Raw genomic sequence first — 26,528 nt, 5'->3', positions numbered from 1 at the left:
TCTTGATATCAAGATATATTTCGCTCCGCCGCAGTAAGGCGAACCTCACTAGCCGCTGGGACCCGGCGGGGCGAAGATGGGAGGGCCGGCTCACGCCGCGCCCGCCGACGAAGGAGAGCACACGTGTCCACTGTTGACAGCTTCGGTGCGAAGAGCACACTCACGGTCGGCGACACCGACTACGAGATCTTCCGAATCGACACCGTTCCCGGCTACGAGAAGCTTCCGTACAGCCTCAAGATCCTCCTCGAGAACCTGCTGCGCACCGAGGACGGTGCCAACGTCACCAAGGAGCAGATCGAGGCTCTCGGCAACTGGCAGCCCGACGCGGAGCCGAACACCGAGATCCAGTTCACACCCGCACGCGTCGTGATGCAGGACTTCACGGGTGTCCCCTGCATCGTCGACCTCGCGACCATGCGCGAGGCGGTCACGGCCCTCGGCGGCGACCCCAGCAAGATCAACCCGCTGTCGCCGGCCGAGATGGTCATCGACCACTCCGTCATCGCCGACCTCTTCGGCAGTGAGAACGCCCTCGAGCGCAACGTCGAGATCGAGTACGAGCGCAACGGTGAGCGCTACCAGTTCCTCCGGTGGGGCCAGACGGCGTTCGATGACTTCAAGGTCGTCCCGCCGGGCACCGGCATCGTCCACCAGGTCAACATCGAGCACCTCGCCAAGGTGGTCTACGACCGCACCGTCGACGGCGTGCTGCGCGCCTACCCCGACACCTGCGTCGGCACCGACTCGCACACCACGATGGTGAACGGCCTCGGCGTCCTCGGTTGGGGCGTCGGCGGCATCGAGGCCGAGGCGGCCATGCTCGGCCAGCCCGTCTCCATGCTCATCCCGCGCGTGGTCGGCTTCAAGCTGACCGGCGAGATCCCCGCGGGCGTGACCGCGACCGACGTCGTCCTCACCATCACGGACATGCTCCGCAAGCACGGCGTCGTCGGCAAGTTCGTCGAGTTCTACGGCGAGGGCGTCGCCCAGGTGCCCCTCGCCAACCGCGCCACGATCGGCAACATGAGCCCCGAGTTCGGCTCGACGGCAGCGATGTTCCCCGTCGACGACGTCACGCTGGACTACCTGCGCCTCACCGGCCGCGACGAGCAGACCGTCGCCCTCGTCGAGGCCTACGCGAAGGCGCAGTCGCTCTGGCACGACCCGGCCCGCGACCTCAGCTTCAGCGAGTTCATGGAGCTCGACCTCTCCACCGTCGTCCCCTCCATCGCCGGCCCGAAGCGTCCGCAGGACCGCATCCTGTTGTCCGAGGCGAAGAACCAGTTCGAGAAGGACATCCTCAACTACGCGGATGCCGCCGAGGAGGACTCCGTCGAGATCGAGGGGACGTTCCCGGCGTCCGACCCGGGCACCGCTCCCGGTGTCGAGCACGAGACGGTGTCGGCAGAGGGTGTCTCGCACCAGCACGAGCACGAGCACGTGCCCTCGATGATCTCGAGCGGCCCGCGCCACGCGGCATCCAAGCCGGTCAAGGTCACGACGCCCGATGGGCAGTCCTACATGCTCGACAACGGCGCGGTGACACTCGCCGCCATCACGTCGTGCACGAACACGTCGAACCCGTCGGTCATGATCGCCGCGGGCCTTCTCGCGAAGAAGGCGACCGACAAGGGCCTGAAGCGCAAGCCCTGGGTGAAGACCACGCTCGGCCCGGGCTCGAAGGTCGTCACCGACTACTACGAGAAGTCCGGCCTCGACAAGGCACTCGAGGCCCTCGACTTCTACACCGTCGGGTACGGCTGCACGATCTGCATCGGCAACTCCGGTCCGCTCATCGACGAGGTCTCGGCGGCCATCAACGAGAACGACCTCGCGGTCACCGCGGTCCTCTCGGGCAACCGCAACTTCGAGGGCCGCATCAGCCCCGACGTGAAGATGAACTACCTCGCGTCGCCGCCGCTGGTCGTCGCCTACGCCCTCGCCGGCTCGATGAACTTCGACTTCGAGACCGATGCGCTCGGCAAGGACGCGAACGGCGACGACGTGTTCCTGAAGGACATCTGGCCCTCGCCCGACGAGGTCCAGGAAGTCATCGACCACTCGATCTCGCGCGAGCAGTTCATCAAGCAGTACTCGACCGTCTTCGACGGCGACGAGCGCTGGAAGAACCTCCCAACGCCTACCGGACCCGTCTTCGAATGGGACGAGGACTCGACGTACGTCCGTAAGGCGCCGTACTTCGACGGCATGGAGCGCACCCCGGCCCCCGTCACCGACATCTCGGGTGCGCGCGTGATGGCGACCCTCGGCGACTCGGTCACCACCGACCACATCAGCCCGGCTGGGAACATCAAGGCGGGCACCCCCGCCGCGCAGTACCTCACCGAGCACGGCGTCGCGCAGAAGGACTTCAACTCCTACGGCTCGCGCCGCGGGAACCACGAGGTCATGATCCGCGGGACGTTCGCCAACATCCGGCTCAAGAACGAGATCGTGGCGGCGGTCAACGACGGCAAGGTCGTCGAGGGTGGGTTCACCCGCGATTTCACGCAGCCCGGCGGCCCGCAGTCCTACATCTACGACGCGAGCCAGAACTACCAGGCGCAGGGCACCCCGCTCGTCGTCTTCGGTGGCAAGGAGTACGGCTCGGGGTCGTCGCGTGACTGGGCGGCCAAGGGCACGAGCCTGCTGGGCGTCAAGGCGGTCATCACCGAGAGCTTCGAGCGCATCCACCGGTCGAATTTGATCGGCATGGGTGTCGTCCCGCTCCAGTTCCCCGCCGGGGAGAGCTGGGCCTCGCTCGGCCTCGACGGGACCGAGATCGTGTCGATCACCGGCCTTGAGCAGCTGAACGAGGGCGTCACCCCGAAGACGGTCAAGGTCGTCGCGGAGCCCAGCGAGTTCTCGCCCGAGGGCAAGGAGACCGTCGAGTTCGACGCGGTCGTGCGCATCGACACCCCCGGTGAGGCGGACTACTACCGCAACGGCGGCATCCTGCAGTACGTGCTGCGTTCGCTGGTCTGACGCGCGCTGTCAAGAGGACCCCGGCTCCGTGCGGAGTCGGGGTCCTCTGCGTCTGCGCCACGTAGACTCTGGACATGGGACTTCTCGAGAGCATTTCCGGTCCGCGCGACCTCGATCGCCTCTCGAGCGAGGAGCTGCACACCCTCGCCGATGAGGTTCGCGCGTTCCTCGTCGAGAACGTCGCGCGAACGGGCGGGCACCTGGGGCCGAACCTCGGCGTCGTCGAGCTCACGATCGCGCTGCACCGGGTGTTCGACTCACCGAACGACCCGTTCATCTTCGACACGGGCCACCAGTCCTACGTCCACAAGCTCCTCACCGGTCGGCAGGACTTCTCCCGGCTCCGCTCCCGCGGCGGTCTCGCCGGCTACCCGCAGCGGTCCGAGAGCCCGCACGACGTCGTGGAGTCCTCCCACGCCTCGAGCTCGCTGAGCTGGGCGGACGGGGTCTCCCGCGCCCTCACGCGCACCGGGCGAAAGGATCGCCACGTCGTCGCCGTCGTGGGCGACGGCTCGTTGACGGGTGGGATGACGTGGGAGGCGCTCAACAACATCTCGGACGACAACGACCGCAACCTCGTCATCGTCGTCAACGACAACGGCCGGTCGTACGCGCCGACGATCGGCGGCATGGCCCGCTACCTGAACCGCGTCCGCACGGCGGACACGTACCAGACGCTGCGGCGCGGCTCGGCGAGCGTGTCCCACTGGCTCGGTCCGATCGGACGGGCCGTCTACCGCGGCGTCCGAGGCGGCACGCACGGCTTCCTGTCGCGGTTCACGAACAACGGGGCGCTCTACTCGAACCTCGACATCAAGTACCTGGGCCCCGTCGACGGTCACGACTTGGACGCGCTGGAAGAGACGCTGCGACTGGCGAAGGAGTACGGCGCGCCGGTCATCGTCCACGCGATCACCGACAAGGGACGCGGGTACGAGCCGGCGCGGCGCGACGAGGCCGATCAGTTCCACGCGGTCGGCAAAATCGATCCGGTGACCGGCGAGCCGATCGCATCCTCGGATGCCGTCGCTTGGACGGACGTGTTCTCCGAGGCGCTCGTGGCTGCTGGGGAGCGACGCGACGACGTCATCGCGATGACAGCGGCGATGCTCCGTCCGACGGGCCTCCAGCCCTTCGCGCAGCGTTTCCCGGAGCGGGTCTACGACGTCGGCATCGCGGAGCAGCACGCCGTGGCCTCCGCCGCCGGCCTCGCCTTCGGCGGGCTGCACCCTGTCGTCGCGATCTACGCGACCTTCATGAACCGCGCCTTCGACCAGGTGATGATGGACGTGGCGCTGCACAAGGCGGGTGTCACCTTCGTCCTGGACCGCTCCGGCGTCACGGGACCCGACGGACCCAGCCACCACGGGATCTGGGATCTGGCCATGCTCCAGCTCGTCCCGGGCATCCGCATCGCGGCCCCGCGTGACGGCGAGCGGCTGCGCGAGCTGTTCGACGAAGCCGTCGAGATCGAGGATGCCCCGACCGTCGTCCGGTTCCCGAAGGGGTCTGTGCCGACGCCCTTAGACGCCGTCGAGCGCCTGGCCGACGGCACCGATGTGCTCTTCCGCAGCGGCGCCGAGGACGTCCTCCTCGTCGGGATCGGGCCGATGGCGCACACCGCGGTCGACGTGGCTCAGCGCCTGCGCGCGCAGGGGATCGGTGCGACGGTGATCGACCCCCGCTGGGCGGTACCGATCCGCCCGGCCGTGGTGGATCTCGCCGCCAGTCACCGCCTCGTGATCACGATGGAGGACGGCATCCGCGTGGGCGGCGTCGGCACGCGCGTCCGGCAGGTCCTCCGGGAGGCGGGTGTGTCGACCGCCGTCGACGAGCTGGGGCTGCCCGACGAGTTCATCGATCACGCATCGCGCGAGCAGATCCTCGAGGACGCCGGGCTCACGGCGGCGAAGATCGCACAGGACGTCGTCGCGCAGGTGCTCGGCACGAGGGTGCCGGTCGCTCGACAGAGCGCGGATGACGACGTCTGGACGTCGTCGCAGGTCCAGCTCGGCGGGCCTTCGGAGGGTCGCTCCGAGTGATCGCGTCGGGGCTGCGTGACAGCATGGAGGAATGCGAACCGAGCAGCCCACAGGCGACCCGAATCTGAGCCGAGCGGATGCCGCCGCACGCGCATCCGCCCTCGTCCTCGACACGATCGAGGTGGACCTCGACCTCCGGAGCGCGCCGGATCAGGGCAGCACGTCCTTCGTGACGCAGAGCACGCTGGTGTTCGAGGCGAGCGCCGCCGAGACGTGGGTCGACTTCCTGGGAGAAGCCGTCGACGCGGTCGAGGTCGACGGTGCGGAGGTCGCCGTCGACTGGGACGGCGCCCGCATCCGACTCGCGGGTCTGCGTCCTGGACGACGCACGGTCCGCATCACGGCGCGCGGGCACTACAGCCGCTCGGGGGAGGGACTCCACCGGTTCGTCGATCCCGTCGACGGCGCCGTCTACCTCTACACCCAGTACGAACCCGCCGACAGCCGCCGGGTCTATCCCTGCTTCGAGCAGCCCGACCTCAAGGCCCGCTGGACCTTCCACGTCACCGCCGCAGCCGACTGGCGAGTCCTCTCCGGCATGCCGGAGCGGCACCGCGAGCTCGTCGAGGGCGGGGTCCGCGTCTCGTTCCACCCGACGCCGCCCCTGTCCAGCTACGTCACGGCGATTGCCGCGGGCCCGTACCACCGAGTCGACGGCCGGTGGGACGGCGAGCGGCAGTCGGTCGACCTCGGCGTGCTCTGCCGCGCCTCACTGGCCTCGCACCTCGAAGCCGAACAGATCCTCGACGTCACCCGCCGCGGCCTGGACTTCTTCACCACGGCATTCGCGCAGGACTACCCGTGGGGCAAGTACGACCAGATCTTCGTCCCCGAGTACAACCTCGGCGCCATGGAGAACCCCGGCCTCGTCACGTTCACCGAGGCCTACGTCTTCCGGGGAGCCGCGACGGCGGCGCAGCGCGAAGCGCGTGCGAACACGATCCTGCACGAGATGGCGCACATGTGGTTCGGCGACCTCGTCACCATGCGCTGGTGGGATGACCTCTGGCTCAAAGAATCCTTCGCCGACTACATGGGGTCGCACGCCGCGGCGGCGGTCGGTGGATTCCCGGATGCCTGGGTCACGTTCGCGAGCCGTCGGAAGGGGTGGGCGTACACCCAGGACCAGCTGCCGACGACCCATCCGGTCGTGGCGGACATCGTCGACCTCGAAGCGGCGAAGCTAAACTTCGACGGCATCACCTACGCGAAGGGCGCGTCCGTCCTGAAGCAGCTCGTCGGATACGTCGGCCAGGACGCGTTCTTCCGCGGTGCGCAGCGCTACTTCGCCGACCACGCATTCGGCAACACCACCCTCGAGGACCTCCTGTCGGCACTCGAACGCGCATCAGGCCGCGACCTGCGGGCGTGGAGTGCAGCGTGGCTCGAGACGACGGGTGTTCCCACGGTCGCCGTCGAGCGCGACCCGCTGGCGATCGTGCAGGAGCCGGCGCGCCCGCACCGACTGACGCTCGGACTGCTCGGGTGGGAAGGTCCGCAACTGGTGCCCCGTGCCGAGGTCGCCGTCGACGTCGCATCGGAGCGGACAGCGGTCACCGCGCCGACATTGCCGGATGCGGACCTCATCATCGCGAACGTCGACGATCGCTCCTACGCGAAGGTCCGGCTGGACGACCGGTCCACCGCCGCAGTGTCGCAGGGGCTTTCCACCATCGAGGACGCCGTCACCCGTGGTGTGCTGTGGGCAGCGCTGTGGAACGCGACGCGCGACGGCGAGCTGGCGGCATCCCGCTACCTCGCCATCGCGTCGACGCATGCCCCCGTCGAGTCGAACCCGGCCCTCCTGGCCGACGTCCTCGCGCACGCCGCGGTCGCGCTCCGTCACTACGTGGCGGACGCCGAGGCGTCGGCGGCCCGGACGAGGTGGCTCGAAACTGCTTGGCGGGCGATGCACGACGCCGCTCCGGGTTCCGATGCGCAGCTGTCGTGGGCGCGAGCGGTCGGTGCGGCTGCCGAGATCGCACCCGACCGGGGGGAGGAGATGATCGGGATGCTGGCAGGCGCACGTCCCGTCCCCGCGGGACTCGCCCTCGACCCCGAGCTGCGTTGGTCGTGGCTGTTCGCGTTGTCGGCCGCCGGTGCGGTGACTGCCGCGGACCTCGCCGCCGAGCTCGAGCGGGACGCGACGGCATCCGGTCGGACGGCGTACATAGCGGCGATGCACGCTCGTCCGGATTCGGACGTCCGCGGCGACGCCTGGCGTGCGGTGTGGGAGGACGAGACCCTCACGAACGACCACCTCGACGCCACGATCCGCGGGGCGCGGGCGGGTGGGCGCCGTGATCTGCTCGCACCCCTCGACGCCGACTACTACTCGCGCATCCTGCCGACCTGGCGGAGCCGCAGCATCGAGATCGCGGCGCGCGCGGTGCGTGGGCTGTTCCCGGCATCCTCTGAGACCCGGGATGCCGACGCATGGCTCGATGCGCACCCGGACGCACCGGGTGCCCTCCGCCGCATCGTGATCGAGCAGCGTGACCACCTCGCTCGCGATCTGCGGGTACGGGCTGCGCAGGAGCGTCTCGCGCGATCCTGAACGCGACGCGCAGAACGCCCCCGGTACCGGGCCGGGGGCGTTCACGTCGCGACGTCAGGCGATGCCGCGGATGGGCGGGTGGTGGAACGTGTCGCCGAAGACGCGTTCGCTCGCGCCTTCGCGATCGAGATAGGGCGTCGCGCCGCCGTCGATGAACGGCCAGCCGGCACCGAGGATGAGGCAGAGATCGATGTCCTCGACCTCGGGGACCACGTCCTCGTCGAGCATGATCCGGATCTCCTGGGCGAGCCCCTCCTGCACACGGCGCAGGATCTCGTCGCGTGAGGTGGGCGAGGAGCCCGCGGCCTTCTTGACGATCTTCTCCGCCGTCTTGGTGAAACCGGTGACCCGACCTCCCTTGTCCTTCTCCACGACCTCGGAGAGCGCCGCCAGCTCGTGGAAGTTCTCGTTGGCGTAGAACCGGTCCGGGAACGCGCGCACCATCGTGTCCTGCACGTGCGCCGCGACCTTCCACCCGACGAGATCGATGAGCTGGAAGGGTCCCATCGGCAGACCGAGCGGTGCGAAGGCCTTCTCGACCTCGCTGACCGGCGTGCCTTCGTAGACGGCGCGGGCCGCTTCGCCCATGACCTTCGCGAGCAGCCGGTTGACGACGAAGCCCGGGGCATCCGCGGTGAGCACCGCGTTCTTGCCGAGCCCCTTCGCGACGACGAACGCCGTCGACAGGGCGGCGTCGGACGTGTGCGGCGTCTTCACGACCTCGATCAGCGGCATCACCGCGACGGGGTTGAAGAAGTGGAAGCCCACGAGGCGCTCGGGGTGCGCGAGCTTCGCGCCGATCTCCTCGACCGAGAGCGAGGAGGTGTTCGTCGCGAGGATCGCGTCCTCCGCCACGACGGACTCGATCTCCGCGAAGACGGACTGCTTCACGCCGACCTCCTCGAACACGGCTTCGATGACGAAGTCGCAGTCCGCGTAGGCGGCCTTGTCGGTCGTCCCGGTCACGAGTGCCCGGAGCTTGTTCGCAGTGTCGCCATCGAGGCGGCCCTTGGCCTCGAGCGTGCCGATCTCGTCGTGGATGTAGGCGACACCCTTGTCCACGCGTGCCTGGTCGAGGTCGGTGATCAGCACGGGCACCTGGAGCTTCCGAACGAACAGCAGCGCGAACTGGCTGGCCATCAGGCCGGCACCGATGATGCCCACCTTGGTGACCTTCTTCGCGAGCGCCTTGTCGGGTGCGCCCACCGGACGCTTGGCTCGTTTCTGGACGAGGTCGAACGCGTACATGGATGCCGCGAACTGGTCACCCGTCACGAGGTCGGCGAGCGCCTCGTCCTCGCGGGCGAATCCCTCCTCCTTCGAGCCGCTCTTCGCCTTGTCGAGCAGCTCCAGCGCGACATACGGCGAACGGGGGACGGTGCCGATCTTCGACTCCAGCATGCCGCGTGCGACCTTGATCGCGATCGGCCACTTGGTGAGGCGCTCGATCTTGCCGGGTTCGTTCTTGCGCTCCACTTTCACGGTTCCGGACAGCACGCCGTCCGCCCAGCGGAGCGAGTCCTCGAGGTAGGTGGAGGCGGGGAAGATCGCGTCCATGATCCCGAGCTCGAACGCCTGCGCCGGCTTCAGCACCCGATTCTGCTTCAGCGGGTTGGAGACGACCACCTCGAGGGCGTTCTCGATGCCGATCAGGTTCGGGAGGAGGTACGCGCCGCCCCACCCGGGGATGATGCCGAGGAAGACCTCGGGCAGAGCGACGGCGGCGGCGGAGGCATCCACCGTCCGGTAGGTGGAGTTCAGCGCGATTTCAAGGCCGCCGCCGAGGGCGAGCCCGTTCACGAACGCGAACGAGGGCACACCGAGCGTCGACAGCTTGCCGAGCACGTGATGCCCCAGCTGCGCGATCATCCGGGCGTTGTCCTTCGATCCGACGCTGCTCACCTCGCTCAGGTCGGCGCCGGCGGCGAGGATGTACTGCTTGCCGGTGACCGCGACGGCGGCGATGTCACCCGCGTCCGCGCGAGCGCGGAGCGCGTCGAGCGTCGTGCCGAGCTCGGTGAGGGTCGCCGGTCCGAGTGTGTTCGGACGCGTGTGGTCCCGCCCGTTGTCGAGCGTGATGAGCGCGAGCACCTTGCCGCTCGGCAGAGGCACATCGCGCACGCGCGAGTGGGTGACGACCTCGTCGTCGGACAGTGCGAGAAGGGGACTGAAGTCGATCTGCTCGTAGTTCGTCATGTGCGCGCGCTCACTTCTTCTTCTTGCCGTTGTAGTGCGGGTTCTCCCAGATGACCGAGCCGCCCTGGCCGAGGCCGACGCACATCGCGGTGAGCCCGTAGCGGACGTCGGGTCGCTCGGCGAAGTGCGCCGCGAGCTGGATCATGAGCCGGACGCCTGACGCCGCGAGCGGGTGCCCGAGCGCGATGGCACCACCCCAGGGGTTGACTCGGGGATCGTCGTCGGCGATGCCGAAGTGGTCGAGCAGGGAGATGACCTGCACCGCGAAGGCCTCGTTCAGCTCGAAGAGACCGATGTCGTCGATCGTCAGTCCGGCCTTCTCGAGTGCCTTCTCGGTCGATGGGATCGGGCCGATCCCCATGATCTCGGGCTGGACGCCCGCGAAGGCGAACGAGACCAGACGCATCTTCGGCGAGAGGCCCAGCTCCTTCACCGCGCGCCCACCGGCGAGCAGCGACATCGTCGCCCCGTCCGTGAGGGGCGACGACGTTCCAGCGGTCACGCGACCGTGCGGTCGGAAGGGCGTCTTGAGCGCCGCGAGGTCGGCCATCGTGGTCTGCGGACGGCGGCCTTCGTCCTCGGTCGCGAGGCCCCAGGCCCCCTCCGCGTCCTTCACGGCGACGGACACGAGGTCGGGCTGGAAGCGGCCGGCCTCGTACGCCGCCTGCGCTTTGTGCTGGCTGAGCATCCCGAACCGGTCGGAACGCTCTTTCGTGAGCTGCGGGAAGCGGTCGAAGATGCGCTCCGCGGTCACGCCCATGTTCAGCGCGCCGGGGTCGACCATCTTCTCCGCGACGAACCGCGGGTTCGGGTCGGCATTGCCGCCGATCGGATAGTGGCCCATGTGCTCGACGCCCCCTGCGAGGGCCACGTCGTACATGCCGACGCCGATCGATGCCGCCATCGTGGTCACGCTCGTCATCGCTCCCGCGCACATGCGGTCGATGGCGAATCCGGGAACCGTCTGGGGGAGACCCGCCAGGATCGCGACCGAGCGGCCGAGGGTCAGGCCCTGCTCGCCGGTCTGGCTGGTGGCGGCGATCGCGACGTCATCGACGCGGTCGGCCGGCACCCCCTGATTCCGCTCCATCAGACCGATCGTCGCCTTGACGGCGAGGTCGTCGGCCCGGGTGTTCCAGTACATGCCCTTCTCGCCGGCGCGCCCGAACGGGGTGCGCATGCCGTCGACGAAGAAGACGTCCGAAATCTCGGCCACACTGCCTCCAAAGGTTGGTTTCCTTCAGCCTAGGGAGGCGCGGATCGCGGAAAAATCGGTTGGGTCGAACCTACGAAGCAGCGTCGGCGGCCGACTCGGCCTCGTGCACGGAATCGACAAAGGCGGTCGCGATCGGCTGTGCGGTCTGTGCAACCTGCCACGGTCGCGCCCCCAGCGCCGACAGCGCTGCGCCGACGGATGCCGCCGTCACCTCGCCGGGGGGATTCCACGCGACGCGGCGCAGCATGTCCGGAGTCAGAAGGTTCTCCGTGGGCATGCGGAGTTCCTCCGCGAGCGCCTCGACGATGGGTCGTGCGGCCTTCAGACGCGCATCGGCGGCGGGGTTGCGGTCGGCCCAGGCGCGAGGCGGCGGCATCCCGTCCCCGCTGCCGCGCTCGGTGGGGAGGGCCGGATCAGCGCGACCCGCTTCGATCGCGGCCCACCAGCGGTCGAGCTGGCTGCGGCTGGCGCGTCCGGTGAAGTCCTTCACGCGGGCGAGGTCCTGCTTGGTCTCGGGGTTCGCGGCCACAGCGGCGACCAGGGACCGGTCGGGGACGAGGCGACCCGGCGAGACGTCCTCCTCGCGCGCGTACTCCTCGCGCGCCGTCCACAGCGCGCGCGCGATGGCCAGGGCGCGTCGCCCGCGCACGGTGTGCAGACCGCTCAGGCGACGCCAGGGCTCCTCGCGAGGCGGTTTCGGCGCCCGGGTGCGGACGGCTTCGAACTCCTCCTCGGCGAACGCGGCCTTCCCCTGATCCTGGAGTTCGGCGGCCAGCGCGTCGCGCACATCGATGAGATGGAGGACGTCGAGCGCAGCGTATTCGAGCCAGTTCTGCGGGAGGGGACGAGTGGACCAGTCGGCGGCGGAGTGCGCCTTGGCCAGCGTGATGCCGAGGGTGTCCTCGACCACCGCGCCGAGACCGACCCGCTCGTGACCGAGCAGACGCGCGGCGAGCTCGGTGTCGAAGATCACGGGAGGCTCGAGTCCGGCCTCGCGCAGCGAGGGGAGGTCCTGGCTCGCCGCGTGCAGGACCCACTCGGCGTCGCCGATCGCGGCCTGCAGCGCGGAGAGGTCGCCGATGGCGGGCGGGTCGAAGAGGAAGACCTCGCTGCCGCGCCGATAGACCTGGATCAGGTAGGCCCGCTGCGAGTAGCGGAAGCCCGACGCGCGCTCGACGTCGACGGCGACCGGCCCGGTCCCCTCGGCGAGGCGCGCCGCCGCGGCCGCCGCCGCATCCCGATCGGCGATGACCTGATATTCACCCACGTGCACTCCGCTGTCCGCCGAACACGGCGATGTTCTCCGAGCCCGGGGGAAGACCGGCCAACATGCAGACCAGTTCGCCCCAAGCATCCATATGACTGGCCGGATCGCCGTCCGGCGACCACGAGGCACGCAGTTCGATCTGCGCGCCGTCACCCTCGGCGGCCAGCGTCCCGAACCCCTTCGACAGGGTCTTGGTCGCTGTGCCGGATGCCGCGTGGAAACCGGCTCCACGGGCGGCGAGAGCATCGACCAGCCAGGACCAGGCTACGTCGGCCAGCAGCGGATCGGTGCCGATCTCGGGTTCGAGGGGGGCTTGCGCGAAGCACACGATGCGCCATGGGCCGCCCCAGGCATCCGGCTCCTCCGGGTCGTGGAGGATGACGATGCGGCCGGTCCCGTACGGCGAGTCGCCGTCCTCGTCCGGGCGGACATCACCCGCGAAGGCGATCGCCTCGGGCGCGAGTGCGGCTGGCGCGGCGATCTCACGGACGACGAAGTCGGCGCGGAAGCGCAGCGCGCGCAGGGCCTCACTGACGGCGAGGAACTCCGGCGTCCCGGTCGGGGGTTCGGTCACGGCGACAGACTAGAGTGGGCGCACCATGAAGGCTTCCAGGCGCGCCGTGCCCGACGACGCCGGCGACGCCACGGTCGTGGCCGTCCGGAGCGTCGTCGTGGCACTCACCACGGCGCTCGTCAGTGTGACCGGCCTGCTCGCGCTCCTGGCGGGGCGGGTCGCACGTCGTGTCGTGACGCCGGCCTCCCGCGTCCCGGACACGCGCATCGTCGACGTCGACACCGCCGCGCAGACGGTGACCCTCTCGCGGTCCGCCGACACGGTCCTCGCGGGGCGCTACGGGTTGTTCACCCGAGGGACCCAGGAGTACCTGAAGCTCGGGACGGTGCTGACCAGCGACCGCGACACCGTCGTCCGGAAACTGCTCACCGAGATCGACCGCGGCGACACGATCGCGCCCGACGCGGCGTTCAGCGGGTGGTACTTCGCCGGGCCCGAAGAGCTGCACCTCCCGTTCGAGCGGATCACCGTCCCGACCTCCCTCGGACACTGCCCGGCGTGGCTGTTCCCGGCGGCGGGCGACACCGATGTGTGGGCCGTGCACGTGCATGGACGCGGTACGACCCGCGCCGAGAGCCTGCGCGCTGTGCCGGTGTTCCACTCGGCCGGCATCACGTCGCTGCTCGTGTCGTATCGCAACGACCCCGACGCACCTCGCAGCCGCGGCGGCACGTACGCCCTGGGTGCGACCGAATGGCGCGACGTCGACCGCGCGGTGGGCCTCGCCCGACGCGCCGGAGCCCGGCGGATCGTGCTCGTGGGCTGGTCGATGGGCGGTGCCATCGCGCTGCAGGTCGCGCTCAACTCGGCCCACCGCGATCGGATCGTCGGCGTCGTCCTCGATTCACCGGTCGTCGACTGGCGGCAGGTGCTGCGCCATCAGGCCGCGCGCACCGGAGTGCCGAAGACACTCACGCGGCTGGCGCTCGGTGCGCTCACCCGGTCCTGGGCCGGACGACTGACCGGGTCTGCCGACGTCATCCCGTTCGACCGGCTCGATCTGGTGGCGCGTGCGTCCGAACTGACCTCGCCGGTGCTCATCCTCCACAGCTCCGGGGACGATTTCGTTCCGGTGGAGGCGTCACGCGCGCTCCGGGAACGCCGCCCCGACCTCGTCGACCTGGAGGAGTTCTCCGAGGCGCGACACACGAAGCTGTGGAACTACGACGAGGAGCGGTGGAACGGACGCATCCGCGCGTGGCTCGCGGAGCACGACGTCATGCCGGCTGCAGGCGCAGGTAACTGAACCCCGCCTCGTCGACGAGCACGCCGACCGGTCGGGTGGGGACGGGTTCCGCAACGGGGAGGAACGGGCCCGGCGCGGGCACGAGCGTGGGCGCGGAGGTGACGCAGTACTCGTCGACGACACCTGCCGCGGCGAACTGCGCCGCGAGGGACGGCCCGCCCTCGCACACCAGGCGGTGCAGGCCCCGTTCGGCCAGGAGGTGGAGGATGCCGCCGACCGGCATCCTCCCGTCGATCACGGGGAGGCGCAGGACCGTCGCTCCGTGGATCGGCGCGGGTTCGCGGGCATCGGCGCCGAGGACGTGGATTACCTGGTCGGGCGGGCCGTCCGGGTCGGGTCGCAGGCGGTGACCGGTGAGGTCGCCCGACGCGGAGACGACGACCAGACGGGAGCGCCGGGGGAGGACGTAGCCCTCAGCCCGCACGGTCTGCGCACCGACGACGACGGCGTCCGCGTCCGCGCGGATGGCGCCGAGGATCGCGCGGTCGACGCGATTGGTGAGGGTGTCACTCGTCCCGTCCGAGCCGACGGCGGAGCCGGTGAGCGAGGTGATCATGTTCAGCCGCACCCAGCGGCCGTCCGGTGCGGCGTAGCGGTCGGCCAGCCACGCGCGAGCCTCCGCGGTCGAGGCATCCACGCGTTCGCCGGTCGACGGCAGCACCTCGGTCACCCACACGTCGTCATCCTCGCATGCGGCGGCAGCGACGGCAGGGGGTGCGCGCCCGCGGACTAGGGTTGGAGGGTGCCTCTCACGTCTGCCGGAACCACGCATCTGAGCGACCGCGATCCGCAGGTCAGCGGCGCCGAGATGGTGGCTGCGCTGGTGCCGCCGCCGCAGTTCGACGAGGCGACGTTCGACACGTACCGTGCTGATGCCGACTACCCGTCCCAGCAGGAGGCGAAGGATCTCCTCGAGCGCTTCGCCGGGGCCCGGGGCTCGACCCCGGCGCGCGGGGGCTTCTTCCGTCGTGCGAAGCGCGAGCCCGAGATGCAGCCGGGCGTGTATCTCGACGGTGGGTTCGGCGTCGGCAAGACGCACCTCCTGGCGGCGATCTACCACGCGATGCCGGCTCGCCGGAAGTACTTCGGCTCGTTCATCGAGTACACCGCCCTCGTCGGCGCCCTCGGTTACCAGAAGACCGTGGAGCTCTTCCGGGGTGCCGATCTGCTCTGCATCGATGAGTTCGAGCTCGACGATCCGGGCGACACGATGGTGATGACGCGTCTCATCGCCGAACTCGTGCCGACCGGCACCAAGCTCGCCGCGACCTCGAACACGCCGCCGAACGCCCTCGGCGAGGGGCGTTTCGCCGCACAGGACTTCCTCCGCGAGATCCACGCGATGGCTGAGCACTTCCAGACCATCCGGATCGACGGCACCGACTACCGCCAGCGCGCCGTCGACGGGCACGCCGTCGTCCTCGACGACGCCGCGTACCGCACGACGATGACGGATGCCGCGGCATCCACCCTGGTCTCGGACGACGACTTCGGCTCGTTCATCCGCCACCTCGCCTCGGTGCATCCGTCGCGATACATCCGGCTGATCGAGGGGGTGGGGGCCATCGGACTCCGCGACGTCGCGGGGTTCGACGACCAGTCGGCGGCGTTGCGATTCGTCGCGTTCGTCGACAGGGCCTACGACGCGCAGATCCCGATCCGGGCGACCGGCACGGCGCTGGACCAGGTGTTCCGCGAGGACATGCTGAACGGCGGCTACCGGAAGAAGTACCTGCGGGCCATCTCGCGGCTCGTCGCTCTCACGCACTCCTGAGCGGTGGCATCGGGTGTTCGCCGCCTCGCGAAACCTGATGTTTACCTTCACGCTGCTGTCGTAACCACCGCGAAACACGGGCACGACGCCGGGCGAAACCGGCGACCTCGACACTGGGGACACCCGACGCTACACCTGCGTCCCTGCAGAGAGGTTCCCTTTCGAGATGGATCAAGGCAACACCGCATTCATACTCATCGCGGCCGCATTCGTCCTGCTGATGACCCCCGGGCTGGCGTTCTTCTACGGCGGTCTCGTCAAGGCGAAGAGCGTCATCAGCATGATGATGATGTCCTTCGGCGCGCTCGGCCTCATCGGCGTCCTCTGGGTCGTCTTCGGCTACGCGATCGCCTTCCCGGGTGCTGAGGGCACCCTGTTCCCGTGGGCGATCGACTGGAGCGCGATCGGGCTCGAGAGCCTGCTTGAGACCCCCGAAGGTGCGGCGTTCCCGCCGCTGGCCTTCGTGTGCTTCCAGGCGACCTTCGCCATCCTGACCGTCGCCCTCGTCTCGGGTGCGATCGCGGACCGCGCCAAGTTCGGCGCGTGGATGATCTTCGCCGGTGTGTGGGCGACCGTCGTCTACTTCCCGGTCGCCAGCTGGGTCTTCAACTTCGGTCTCGCCGACGACGGTTCGTTCGCCTATGGGGGCTGGATCACCCACGGCCTCCAGGAGACATTCGGCGTCGGCGCGATCGACTTCGCCGGTGGCACCGCGGTCCACATCAACGCCGGTGCCGCAGCCCTCGCCCTCGCGCTCGTCCTCGGCAAGCGCGTCGGTTTCCAGAAGGGCGTCCACGTCCCGCACAACCCGCCGTTCGTGCTGCTCGGCGCGGGCCTCCTGTGGTTCGGCTGGTTCGGCTTCAACGCCGGTTCGGAGCTGGCGGCTGACAACACCGCAGCGGTCGCGTTCATCAACACGATCGCCGCCCCCGCCGCGGCGCTGCTGGCCTGGCTCGTCGTCGAGAAGATCAAGGACGGCAAGCCCACCTCCGTCGGTGCCGCCTCGGGCGCCGTCGCCGGCCTCGTCGCGATCACGCCGGCCTGCGCCTCCGTCGACCCGATCTGGGCGATCGTCCTCGGCATCATCGCCGGCGCGGTCTGCGCCCTGGCCATCGAGCTGAAGTTCAAGCTGGGCTTCGACGACTCGCTCGACGTGGTCGGCATCCACCTGGTCGGCGGTCTCATCGGCACGCTGTACCTCGGCTTCTTCGCCAACGGCACCGGCTTGTTCATGGGTGGGGACGCCACCCAGCTGCTGGTGCAGGCGATCGCCGCCTTCACGGTGCTCATCTACTCCTTCGTGCTGGCCTTCGTCATCGGTTTCGCGATCGAGAAGACGATCGGGTTCCGCGTGAAGAACGAGGACGAGATCGCGGGCATCGACACGGTCGTGCACGGCGAGGCCGGCTACACCCTGGCGGACGCCAAGGTCTGACACCGGCACGTCGTCCGAAGGGCGTCGCGGGTTCTCCGCGGCGCCCTTCGGCGTGCCTGCCCTTCGGTGTGGGAGCGCCTTCCTCCCGGTGTCAAGCCCCTCGGGCGCGGTCCGCGCCGTTCGTACCGTGCGGGGCATGTCAGCCGTGGACCAGACGACCGAGGCGAAGCGGCCCGGGCCGGACCTGCCACGCGTCCTCCGCCTGGCGGAGCTCGCGGCACTCGTGCGGGCGACGCCGGGGCTGCACGTCAGGTGGTCGGAAGGCCCCGACCGGGACGCGGCCCGGACCAGCATCGACACCGAGAGCGGTCTGCGGCTGCCCGGGCTGTCGGTGAATCCGTTGGACCCCGAGGCGTGGTGGACGCGGCCCTGGGAGGACTGGCTGGCTCGCCAACTGTCCCAGTACCGCCACCTGGGCGACGAGAACCCGGATCGGTACGCGTGGGTGCTCCGCGGCGAGCTCGTCGGGCGAGGGCCGGACTGCGAGCCGCTCCTGAGTGACGTCGAACCCGTCGCACTCCTGAGCGGTGAGCTCCTCCGCGAGGCGGAGGAGCGCTATCGCGGTGCGTTCGACGCCGGCCGTGGACCGGAGGATTGAGCAGTGCGCGCGACAGCCTGGAGCGAGGATCGGCCCGGATTCTTCCGACTCACTGTGGCCGACACGAACTGCTACCTCGTCCGCACCGCGGACGGCGCGACCCTCGTCGATGCCGGCCTGCCGGCCACGGGCAGGGCATTGGATGCGCTGCTGCGACATCTGGGGATGCGGCGGACGGACATCGACGCCGTCATCCTGACCCATGGTCACTTCGACCACGTCGGGATGGCACGGTCGCTGCACGCCGCGGATGTCCCGGTGCTCGTGCACGAGCGGGACCAGCGACTCGCGAGGCATCCGTACAGCTACCGGCCTGCGCGTGCGCGGGTTCCCTACCTGATCTCTCACCCTGGCGGCATCCCGGTCATCGGGCGGATGGCACTGGCGGGCGCCCTCGCCGTCCGGGGCGTAGCGGCGCGTGCCGACGCCGTCGACGGCGTCCGTGTCGACGCGCCGGGACGGCCGATGACGATCCACACCCCCGGGCACACGGACGGTCACTGCGCGTACGTGTTCCCGGATGCCGGGGTTCTGGTCTCCGGCGACGCTCTGGTGACCCTGGACCCGTACACCGGTCGCCGGGGCCCTCAGATCGTGGCCGACGCGGCGACGTCGGATGCGGGGGTCGCCCTCCGCTCGCTCGAGCGGCTGGCGGAGACCGGCGCCGACCTCGTGCTGCCCGGTCACGGCGAGCCGTGGTCGGGAGGAATTTCCCGCGCGGTCGCCTCAGCGTTGCGCGTGGGTCGCCATTGAAATGGAACAGCCCCGGCGGGTGGGAACCTGCCGGGGCTGTCTTCTGTGGGCGATGCCGGACTCGAACCGACGACCTCTTCCGTGTGAAGGAAGCGCGCTACCAACTGCGCCAATCGCCCGGGTGTGACAAGCGGGCCGGTGATCGAGCATACCGGATCGAGACGCCGCCGCCGTACCGGCGCGGACGGCGTGGACGAGACACGCGCGGGGCGCCGCCGGTTTTGCGCTCGGCCCGGAATCGTCTAATGTTTAACGAGTGCCGGAGAGATCCGGAACGGAATGCGGATGTAGCGCAGTGGTAGCGCATCACCTTGCCAAGGTGAGGGTCGCGAGTTCGAATCTCGTCATCCGCTCGAGTGTGGGGATTTTCCTCCGGGGAGATCGCGTCACGTGGGTCGAACCACACACGGTGGCGTGGCCGAGTGGCTAGGCAGCGGCCTGCAAAGCCGTCCACACGGGTTCGAATCCCGTCGCCACCTCCACTCACAACTCAACAGCCCTCGGGCGCGATTGGCGCAGCGGTAGCGCGCTTCCCTGACACGGAAGAGGTCACTGGTTCGATCCCAGTATCGCGCACAGACAAAACCCCCGGTCATCCGGGGGTTTTTTTCGTTCGCGCCGCACGTGAGGGCGCCGGGCACACCGAACCGCGCAGCGCAAGACACAGCCGCGACTTTCTCCATCCGCTAGTGTGAAGCAACGGATCTGGGCAGGCGGGGGAGTCATGTCTGAGTGGAAGTGGCGCGAGCGCGCGGATCACCGTCGGAGACTGATCCGAACGGCGATCATCGCGGTCGGCGCGGGCATCACCCTGGCGCTCACGACACTGGCGAGCCCGGTCCTGGCCCTGCTGTAGGCGGAGCGCCCTCAGCCGGCGGCCTCAGCGGCTTCCGGCTCTGGGAGCTCGTGCAACCCTTGAGGCGAGTTGGCCGCCGACATCAGCCGCGCGATCCATTCCGGATTGATCGGGATGCGGGTGTCCCACCTCCGGCGGAAGACGAGCCGCGCACCGCGACTGATCCATACCGTCGTCCGCCCCGAGCCCTCGCCCGCGGCGCGGTTCCAGGTGAACAGGAATGGCTCGCCGCGGCGGAGCTTGGCGTAGACGACGGCTTCGACGTGCGCGATCGTTCGATCGTCGATCTCGAAGCGCGTCGAGTTGTTGTAGGTGAGGAGTCCCATGAGGCCGACCCGGGTGTGAAACGAACGGACAGAACGTCGGAGCTGCGGCCTCCGGATTCGATCATCGCACCCCAGCCCGGTGGGGGGCGGCATCCGACCGTCGTGTCATCTGCCCGACACGCCCCGGTGTCAGACTGGCGATCATGACCACCGCCCGGATCATCGTCCTGTTCGCCCTGGCAGCCGTCGCCGAGATCGGCGGCGCGTGGCTCATCTGGCAGGCGGTCCGCGAGAACCGGGGGTGGTGGCTCGCGCTGCTGGGCATCGTCGCGCTGGGCGCGTACGGCTTCGTGGCGGCACTGCAGCCCGACGCGAACTTCGGTCGCGTGCTCGCGGCGTACGGCGGCGTGTTCGTTGCCGGGTCGCTCGCATGGGGCGTCATCGTCGACGGCTTCCGGCCGACCACGTGGGATTACGTCGGATCCGCTGTCGCGCTGCTCGGGGCCGCGATCATCATCTTCGCGCCGGTCGCCACCGACGTCGCGGAGCTATGACCGCAGCCCCCCCCCGATCGTCAGGGGACGATGACCGCCCTGCCGCGGACCGTTCCCGCCGCGAGCGCCTCATAGGCCTTCGGACCGTCGTCGAGCGAGTACCGCTGCACCTCGACGCCGACCTGACCGGTGCGGGCGAGCTCGAGCACTTCGATCAGCTCGCTGCGCGTCCCCCAATACGGAATGCGCAGGGCGGCGTCGTACGGGATCGTGCCGAAGCCGACGTGCGCGGTGCCGCCGCCGATTCCGACGATCGTGATGTCGGCCTCCGTCGCCGCCGCTGCGACCGCCGTGGCGATCGTCGGTTCTGCGCCGACGAAGTCGAAGACGGCGTCCGCACCCAGGCCGCCGGTCAGGTCCCGGATCACGTCGGCGGCGTTCGCGTCGCTGAGGACGGCGTGGTGCGCGCCGACCTCTCGTGCGAGTGCCAGTTTCTCGTCGTTCACATCGAGTGCGACGACGGTCGCGGCGGAGACGGCGCGGAGGATCTGGATCGCGACGTGCCCGAGGCCGCCGGTGCCGATGACGACGGCGGTGGAGCCGGCGCCGAGCTTCGGCAGGGACGTCTTGATCGCGTGATACGGCGTCAGGCCGGCATCTGTGAGCGACACGTTCTCCACGGGGTCGAGGTCGCCGAGGGGGACGAGGTGACGGGCGCTGTCGACCACCATGTACTCGGCCATCGAGCCGGGTGATCCGAGTCCGGGAGGCATGATCCCCTCAGCCTGCGCGTTCGTGCAGTAGTTCTCCTTCCCCTGCGCGCAGTTGCGGCACCGTCCGCAGCCCCACGGGCCGTACACGGCGACAGCGTCGCCGACCTGCAGGTGCTCGACACCCTCGCCGAGCTCCTCCACGATGCCGGCGCCCTCGTGCCCGAGGGTGAGCGGCAGCGGGTATCCGGCCGCGAGGTACTCCTCTTCGCCCAGCCCCATGACGAACTCGTCGGAGTGGCAGACGCCCGCCGCGGTCACCTTCAGGAGCACCTGGCCAGGGCCCGGCGTGGGCTTGTCGATATCGACGACTTCGGGATGCGAGCCGATTCGTGTGTATTGGAGTGCCTTCATGCCGTGCACGCTACGCCGGACGCGCGCGGCGACGCAGGGCCCTGCGTCCGCGCGGGTCGACCGATAGGATCCCGCCATGGCCCACCTCGTGCTCACCGTGGTCGGCGACGACCGCCCCGGACTCGTCAACGCCCTCGCCGAGCAGGTCGCCGCCCACGGCGGCAACTGGGAGCGCAGCGAACTGGCCGAACTCGCCGGGGCGTTCGCGGGCATCGTGCTCGTCTCGGTCCCCGACGACCGGCAGGCCGCCTTCACGGATGCCCTCCAGAGCTTGGACGGGATGCTGCGCGTCACGGCCCACGGCGGCGGCTCCACCGCCGAGACCGTCGCCGGGGAGCGCGCGCTCGAGGTGACCGTCCTCGGCAACGACCGTCCGGGGATCGTCCGCGACGTCACCGCGGCGATCGCCCGGCACGCACTCAGCATCGACACCTTCCGCAGCCGCACGCTCGAGGCCCCGATGGCGGGAGGCACGCTGTTCGAAGCGGTCGTGGTGTTCCGCGTTCCGCAGGACGCCGACGCGGGCACGGTGACCACGGCGCTCGAGCAGCTCGCGGGCGAGATCCAGGTGGATCTGACCGTGGCCTGACGTGGACCGCGTCGAGCTGATCCGCGCGCACCTCCGCGAGGTCGCTGACCCGGCGCGCGCGACGGGACAGCAGGCGTACATGAAGTCCGACATGCCCTTTCTCGGGGTCCGCGTGCCCGACGCCCGGCGCATCGCGCGGGCGGCGGTCGGGGACGAGCGCGATCCGCTGCGCATCCTCGACGATGCGCGGAGACTGTGGGATGCGGCATCCCATCGTGAGGAGCGATCGGCCGCGATGATGCTGCTCGCCGTCGCCCCGGCCCGCGGGGACCTCCGCATCGTCCCCCTCATCGAGCACATGGTGCGCACGGGGCGGTGGTGGGACGTCACCGACGAGCTCGCCGGGCGGGTGCGGGAGCTGCTCGACGCGCACCCGCGAGACGGCGAGTCGCTCGTGCGCGGCTGGTGCCTCAGCGAGGAGCTGTGGCTCCGCCGTCTCGCGATCCTCAGCCAACTGGGCCGTCGCGACCGCGCGGATCTGCGCCTGCTCGCCGACGTGCTGGAGCCGAATCTCCGCGAACCCGAGTTCTTCATCCGCAAGGCCGTCGGATGGGCGCTCCGCGACGCCGCGCGCGCCTTCCCCGAGTGGGTGAGCGCATACGCATCCGCGCACGCACTCAGCCCCCTCAGCCGTCGCGAGGCGCTGAAGCACCTCTGACGGCGGTCAGCGCAGCAGGAAGGGGAGCGTGGCGGCGCTCACCACCAGGGGAGCGGCGAGGAGCCCGAGGAGGCAGAAGCGGCGCCAGGAGAGCTCCACGCCGGCAGCGACGAGCCGCTGATGCCACAGCAGGGTGGCGAGCGATGCCCACGGGGTGATGAGCGGTCCGGCGTTCACGCCGATGAGGAGTGCGGCCAGGCGTTCGGGCGAGTCTGCGGTCGACTCCAGCAGCAGGTATGCGGGGAGGTTGTCGAGGGTGTTCGCCGTGGCCATCCCGGTCCCGGCGAGGCGGAGGAGGTCGGCGGGACCGTCGCCGGTTCCCGCGATCGCTGCGGCGACGGCGCCGGATCCCCACGCCTCGAGGGCGGCGACGGCGGCGAACAGCCCCGCGGCGAAGATCAGGAGCGACCACGGCACGAGACGCCAGCCGAGGGCCTTGGGTGACCGCCAGGCGAAGAGGACCAGCAGCACGATCGCCGCAGCGGTCGCGGGGACCCACGGCTCCACGCCGCTCACGAGCAGCGGGAGCAGGGCGACGACGACGACCGCGGCCACTCGCAGCTGCGTCGCGTCGGCAACCCGCGGAGGGGTGGCGACGTCGAAGCGTCCCCGCAGCTCGCGGCGGTGGACCGCCCAGAGCAGCACGACAGTGATCACGACGGCGACCGCGGCCGACGGCCCCAGGAGGCGCAGGAAGGATGCCGGATCGCCGCCGCCCGGCATCCGGGACACCGCCAGCAGGTTCGTGAGGTTCGACACCGGAAGCAGCAGGGATGCGGTGTTGGCGAGCCAGACCGTCGTGAAGGCGAAGGGCAGGGCGGGTAGGCCGTTCGCACGCGCGACGGCGATCACGACGGGGGTGAGGAGCACCGCCGTGGTGTCGAGCGAAAGGAAGGCCGTCGTCGCCGTCGCGAGAGCGACCACCAGCAGCCACAGGGCCGCCGTGCGTCCCCGAGACATCCGCGCGAGCCATGATGCGGCCACGTCGAAGACGCCCGCCTTCGCACCCAGCTCGGCGACGATCGTCACGGCGACGACGAATCCGAGGATGGGGGCGACGCGCTCGGCGACCACGACGAGCGACGAGAGGGGGAGCACCCCGAGCAGGACGGCCGCGACGGCCCCCGCGAGCAGGAGGACTCCCGCGAGAGCGAGCTTCACGGCATCCATCATCGCGCCTGCGGAGCGCCCAGTAGACTCGCAGGATGCTGAACGGCTGGTTCCTCGTCACCGCCGCCACGCGAACGCCGATGGCCTGAGCGGGCGGAGCGCGGTGCGCGCTCGAAGCTGAGTAGCCATGAACCGAGCCACTTTCTGGAGATCTCCCCTTGACTGATGTGATCGCGCCGGCGGATGTCGCCCTTCCCGCCGATGGATTCGCCCTGTTCCCCGACCGCTCCGTGGTCGCCCTCCGCGTGGACGGCGAGCTGAAAGACCTCGCGACCGTCGTCGACCGGCTCGACGGCGTCGAGGCGGTCACGGTGTCCAGTCCCGACGGCCTGAACATCCTGCGCCACTCCACGGCGCACATCCTCGCGCAGGCCGTGCAGCGCGTGCGCCCTCAGTCGAACCTGGGCATCGGGCCGCCCGTGACCGACGGCTTCTACTACGACTTCGGCGTCGATGAGCCTTTCACCCCCGAGGACCTGAAGTTGATCAAGAAAGAGATGGAGCGCATCGTCCGAGAGGGGCAGCGCTTCGTCCGTCGCGTCGTCACGGATGAGGAGGCGCGCGCGGAACTCGTCGACGAGCCGTTCAAGCTCGAGCTGATCGGACTCAAGGGCGGCTCGAAGGAGGCGGCCGAAGGAGCATCCGTCGAGGTCGGGGCCGGCGAGCTGACGATCTACGACAACGTCACCCGCGACGGCGAGACCGCGTGGAAGGACCTCTGCCGCGGACCGCACGTTCCGAACACCCGCATGGTGGGCAACGGCTGGGACCTGACCCGCATCGCCGGCGCCTACTGGCGCGGCAGCGAGAAGAACCCGCAACTGCAGCGCATCTACGGCACCGCCTGGCCGTCGAAGGACGAGCTGCGCGCCTACCAGCACCGCCTCGAAGAGGCCGCCAAGCGCGACCACCGCAAACTCGGCAAGGAGCTCGACCTCTTCTCGTTCCCCGACGAGATCGGCTCGGGCCTGAGCGTCTGGCACCCGCGCGGCGGCATCGTCCGCGGCGAGATGGAGCAGCACGCGCGCCGTCGGCACATCGAGGGCGGCTACACCTACGTGTACACGCCGCACATCTCGAAGGAGGACCTGTTCCTCACGTCCAACCACCTCGTCACCTACCGCGACGGCATGTTCCCGCCGATCGTCATGGATGAAGAGCGGGATGCCGACGGCAACGTCACCAAGCAGGGTCAGGACTACTACCTGAAGCCGATGAACTGCCCGATGCACATCCTCATCTACAAGGAGCGCGCACGCAGCTACCGGGACCTGCCCCTCCGGTTCGCCGAGAACGGCACCGTGTACCGGAACGAACTGTCGGGTGCACTGCACGGGCTCACCCGCGTGCGCGGCTTCACCCAGGACGACTCCCACCTCTTCGTGACCCCGGACCAGCTCGAGGCGGAGGCGACCCGCGTCCTCGAGTTCGTGATCTCCATGCTCCGCGACTTCGGCCTCGAGGACTTCGAGCTCGAGCTGTCGATGCGCGACGACGAGAAGGAGAAGTGGATCGGCTCCGAGGAGTTCTGGCAGTACTCGACGGATGCCCTGCGCAATGTCGCCGTCGCCAGCGGTCTGAAGCTGACGGAGGTGCCCGGCGAGGCCGCGTTCTACGGCCCCAAGATCGACCTGAAGACGAAGGACGCCATCGGCCGGACGTGGCAGCTGTCCACCGTGCAGGTCGACCCGAACCTGCCCGAGCGCTTCGGCCTGGAGTACACCGGCGCCGACGGCGAGAAGCACCGACCGATCATGATCCACCGGGCGCTGTTCGGGTCGATCGAGCGCTTCTTCGCCATCCTCCTCGAGCACTACGCCGGAGCGTTCCCGGTATGGCTCTCACCCGTGCAGGTGGTCGGCATCCCCGTCGCCGAGCAGTACGGCGACTACCTGGACGACATCGTCGCGCGCCTGCGGGCGCGGGGCGTGCGCGCGGAGGTCGATCACAGCGACGACCGCATGCAGAAGAAGATCCGCACCCACACCACGCAGAAGGTCCCCCTCCAGCTGATCGCGGGGGAGCAGGACCGCTCGGGCGGCACCGTGTCGTTCCGGTTCCGGGACGGGTCGCAGACCAACGGCATCCCCGTGGACCAGGCGATCGACACGATCGTCGCGGCGATCGAGAGCCGCGCCCTCGTGAACACGGCCGGGGACCTCGCATGAGCGAGGGCTCGGGCCGCCGCGTCGAGGATGCCGCGGAGCTCGCAGGCGTCCCGGACGAGTTCCAGCGGCTGTGGACGCCGCATCGCATGGCGTACATCCAGGCGGGACCGGAGCCGCTCAAGCACGACTGCCCGTTCTGTGCGGCACCGGACAAGTCCGATGAAGAGGGCCTCATCGTCGCCCGCGGCGAGACCGCCTACGTGCTGCTGAACCTCTTCCCCTACAACTCGGGCCACCTGCTGGTGTGTCCGTACCGCCACTTCGCGACGTACGACGAGGCCACGCCCGAGGAGGTCGCCGAGATCGGCGCCCTCACGCAGGTCGCGATGCGCGTGCTCCGCCGCGTGGCGAACTGCGACGGGTTCAACCTCGGCATGAACCAGGGTGCGGTGGCAGGCGCCGGCGTCGCGGAGCACCTGCACCAGCACGTCGTGCCGCGCTGGGCGACGGACGCGAACTTCTTCCCGATCATCGCGAAGACCAAGGCGCTGCCCCAGCTGCTCGGCGAGGTTCGCCAGGCCGTCGCCGACGGGTGGCCCGTCATCTGACGAACCGGG

At 69.7% G+C, this 26,528-nt stretch carries 22 protein-coding genes and 4 tRNA genes; 17 read left to right on the top strand and 9 right to left on the bottom strand.

Annotated features, from left to right (window positions below; all coding sequences use genetic code 11):
- Positions 1-123 precede the first annotated feature (123 nt).
- The 3 genes from KZX17_RS12480 (at position 124) to pepN (ending at position 7,587) form a co-directional block, all read left to right on the top strand.
- Complete coding sequence (locus tag KZX17_RS12480; protein ID WP_248174133.1) at positions 124-2,988, top strand: aconitate hydratase; 2,865 nt, start codon at positions 124-126, stop codon at positions 2,986-2,988.
- A 74-nt stretch (positions 2,989-3,062) separates the two neighbouring features.
- Positions 3,063-5,030 carry a 1-deoxy-D-xylulose-5-phosphate synthase gene (gene dxs / locus KZX17_RS12475; RefSeq protein ID WP_248174130.1) on the top strand — a complete coding sequence of 656 codons (1,968 nt, stop codon included), beginning with the start codon at positions 3,063-3,065 and terminating at the stop codon, positions 5,028-5,030.
- 31 nt (positions 5,031-5,061) lie between these two features.
- The gene (gene pepN, locus KZX17_RS12470; protein WP_248174127.1) at positions 5,062-7,587 is read left to right on the top strand and encodes an aminopeptidase N; all 2,526 of its coding nucleotides are present in this window, start codon (positions 5,062-5,064) and stop codon (positions 7,585-7,587) included.
- Positions 7,588-7,641: 54 nt separating this feature from the next.
- Here pepN and KZX17_RS12465 read toward each other — a convergent pair whose 3' ends face one another.
- From KZX17_RS12465 to KZX17_RS12450, 4 genes are all read right to left on the bottom strand, one after another.
- A complete protein-coding gene (locus tag KZX17_RS12465) occupies positions 7,642-9,783 on the bottom strand; it encodes a 3-hydroxyacyl-CoA dehydrogenase NAD-binding domain-containing protein (protein ID WP_248174118.1) in 2,142 nt (713 codons plus the stop codon).
- Positions 9,784-9,793: 10 nt separating this feature from the next.
- Complete coding sequence (locus KZX17_RS12460; RefSeq protein WP_248174116.1) at positions 9,794-10,999, bottom strand: thiolase family protein; 1,206 nt, start codon at positions 10,997-10,999, stop codon at positions 9,794-9,796.
- Positions 11,000-11,069: 70 nt separating this feature from the next.
- The gene (locus KZX17_RS12455; RefSeq protein ID WP_248174114.1) at positions 11,070-12,266 is read right to left on the bottom strand and encodes an HRDC domain-containing protein; all 1,197 of its coding nucleotides are present in this window, start codon (positions 12,264-12,266) and stop codon (positions 11,070-11,072) included.
- The gene (locus KZX17_RS12450; RefSeq protein ID WP_248174112.1) at positions 12,259-12,840 is read right to left on the bottom strand and encodes a DUF3000 family protein; all 582 of its coding nucleotides are present in this window, start codon (positions 12,838-12,840) and stop codon (positions 12,259-12,261) included. Before KZX17_RS12450 ends, KZX17_RS12455 begins: the two co-directional genes overlap by 8 nt.
- A gap of 25 nt (positions 12,841-12,865) precedes the next feature.
- On the opposite strand from KZX17_RS12450, the gene KZX17_RS12445 reads away from it, so the two are divergent.
- A complete protein-coding gene (locus tag KZX17_RS12445; RefSeq protein ID WP_248174110.1) occupies positions 12,866-14,086 on the top strand; it encodes a S9 family peptidase in 1,221 nt (406 codons plus the stop codon).
- Here KZX17_RS12445 and KZX17_RS12440 read toward each other — a convergent pair.
- Positions 14,058-14,762, bottom strand: coding sequence for a dihydrofolate reductase family protein (locus KZX17_RS12440; RefSeq protein ID WP_248174108.1), 705 nt, complete (start codon positions 14,760-14,762; stop codon positions 14,058-14,060). The genes KZX17_RS12445 and KZX17_RS12440 overlap by 29 nt on opposite strands.
- A gap of 66 nt (positions 14,763-14,828) precedes the next feature.
- Here KZX17_RS12440 and zapE point away from each other — a divergent pair, with 66 nt between their 5' ends.
- From zapE to KZX17_RS12420, 4 genes are all read left to right on the top strand, one after another.
- Positions 14,829-15,860, top strand: a complete 1,032-nt coding sequence (zapE, locus tag KZX17_RS12435; protein WP_248174106.1) for a cell division protein ZapE — start codon at positions 14,829-14,831, stop codon at positions 15,858-15,860.
- 166 nt (positions 15,861-16,026) lie between these two features.
- Positions 16,027-17,295, top strand: coding sequence for an ammonium transporter (locus tag KZX17_RS12430; RefSeq protein ID WP_248174103.1), 1,269 nt, complete (start codon positions 16,027-16,029; stop codon positions 17,293-17,295).
- A gap of 136 nt (positions 17,296-17,431) precedes the next feature.
- On the top strand, positions 17,432-17,893 hold the full coding sequence (locus KZX17_RS12425) for a DUF6098 family protein (protein ID WP_248174100.1): 462 nt from the start codon (positions 17,432-17,434) through the stop codon (positions 17,891-17,893).
- A gap of 3 nt (positions 17,894-17,896) precedes the next feature.
- Positions 17,897-18,646, top strand: coding sequence for an MBL fold metallo-hydrolase (locus tag KZX17_RS12420; protein WP_248174097.1), 750 nt, complete (start codon positions 17,897-17,899; stop codon positions 18,644-18,646).
- Between the two features lie 46 nt (positions 18,647-18,692).
- Here KZX17_RS12420 and KZX17_RS12415 read toward each other — a convergent pair.
- Positions 18,693-18,765: transfer RNA gene (locus tag KZX17_RS12415), tRNA-Val, on the bottom strand.
- 162 nt (positions 18,766-18,927) lie between these two features.
- Between KZX17_RS12415 and KZX17_RS12410 the strand changes: the two genes are divergently transcribed.
- The 4 genes from KZX17_RS12410 (at position 18,928) to KZX17_RS15130 (ending at position 19,502) form a co-directional block, all read left to right on the top strand.
- Positions 18,928-18,999 (top strand) — tRNA-Gly (locus KZX17_RS12410).
- 55 nt (positions 19,000-19,054) lie between these two features.
- A tRNA-Cys gene (locus KZX17_RS12405) sits at positions 19,055-19,128 on the top strand.
- Between the two features lie 22 nt (positions 19,129-19,150).
- Positions 19,151-19,222: transfer RNA gene (locus KZX17_RS12400), tRNA-Val, on the top strand.
- A 148-nt stretch (positions 19,223-19,370) separates the two neighbouring features.
- On the top strand, positions 19,371-19,502 hold the full coding sequence (locus KZX17_RS15130) for a hypothetical protein (protein ID WP_282443627.1): 132 nt from the start codon (positions 19,371-19,373) through the stop codon (positions 19,500-19,502).
- A gap of 11 nt (positions 19,503-19,513) precedes the next feature.
- Here the strand turns inward: KZX17_RS15130 and KZX17_RS12395 are convergent, their stop codons facing one another.
- On the bottom strand, positions 19,514-19,828 hold the full coding sequence (locus KZX17_RS12395) for a hypothetical protein (protein WP_248174094.1): 315 nt from the start codon (positions 19,826-19,828) through the stop codon (positions 19,514-19,516).
- Between the two features lie 143 nt (positions 19,829-19,971).
- On the opposite strand from KZX17_RS12395, the gene KZX17_RS12390 reads away from it, so the two are divergent.
- The gene (locus KZX17_RS12390; protein ID WP_248174090.1) at positions 19,972-20,322 is read left to right on the top strand and encodes a YnfA family protein; all 351 of its coding nucleotides are present in this window, start codon (positions 19,972-19,974) and stop codon (positions 20,320-20,322) included.
- Between the two features lie 20 nt (positions 20,323-20,342).
- Here KZX17_RS12390 and KZX17_RS12385 read toward each other — a convergent pair whose 3' ends face one another.
- Complete coding sequence (locus tag KZX17_RS12385; protein WP_248174087.1) at positions 20,343-21,386, bottom strand: NAD(P)-dependent alcohol dehydrogenase; 1,044 nt, start codon at positions 21,384-21,386, stop codon at positions 20,343-20,345.
- A gap of 76 nt (positions 21,387-21,462) precedes the next feature.
- Here KZX17_RS12385 and KZX17_RS12380 point away from each other — a divergent pair, with 76 nt between their 5' ends.
- A complete protein-coding gene (locus KZX17_RS12380) occupies positions 21,463-21,975 on the top strand; it encodes a glycine cleavage system protein R (RefSeq protein ID WP_248174084.1) in 513 nt (170 codons plus the stop codon).
- A 1-nt stretch (position 21,976) separates the two neighbouring features.
- A complete protein-coding gene (locus tag KZX17_RS12375; protein WP_248174081.1) occupies positions 21,977-22,633 on the top strand; it encodes a DNA alkylation repair protein in 657 nt (218 codons plus the stop codon).
- Positions 22,634-22,639: 6 nt separating this feature from the next.
- Here KZX17_RS12375 and KZX17_RS12370 read toward each other — a convergent pair whose 3' ends face one another.
- Positions 22,640-23,803: an SLC13 family permease gene (locus tag KZX17_RS12370; protein WP_248174843.1), complete on the bottom strand. Its 1,164-nt coding sequence runs from the start codon at positions 23,801-23,803 to the stop codon at positions 22,640-22,642.
- Between the two features lie 158 nt (positions 23,804-23,961).
- Here KZX17_RS12370 and thrS point away from each other — a divergent pair, with 158 nt between their 5' ends.
- Both thrS and KZX17_RS12360 read left to right on the top strand, forming a co-directional pair.
- Entirely contained in the window at positions 23,962-25,971 is a 2,010-nt protein-coding gene (gene thrS / locus KZX17_RS12365) for a threonine--tRNA ligase (protein WP_248174078.1), read from the top strand.
- A complete protein-coding gene (locus KZX17_RS12360) occupies positions 25,968-26,519 on the top strand; it encodes an HIT domain-containing protein (protein ID WP_248174075.1) in 552 nt (183 codons plus the stop codon). The genes thrS and KZX17_RS12360 overlap by 4 nt, the downstream gene beginning before the upstream one ends.
- Positions 26,520-26,528: the final 9 nt, after the last annotated feature.

The organism is Microbacterium sp. EYE_78, assembly GCF_023149035.1.
GTDB lineage: Bacteria > Actinomycetota > Actinomycetes > Actinomycetales > Microbacteriaceae > Microbacterium.
This window is presented reverse-complemented; position numbering and strand designations above follow the sequence as displayed.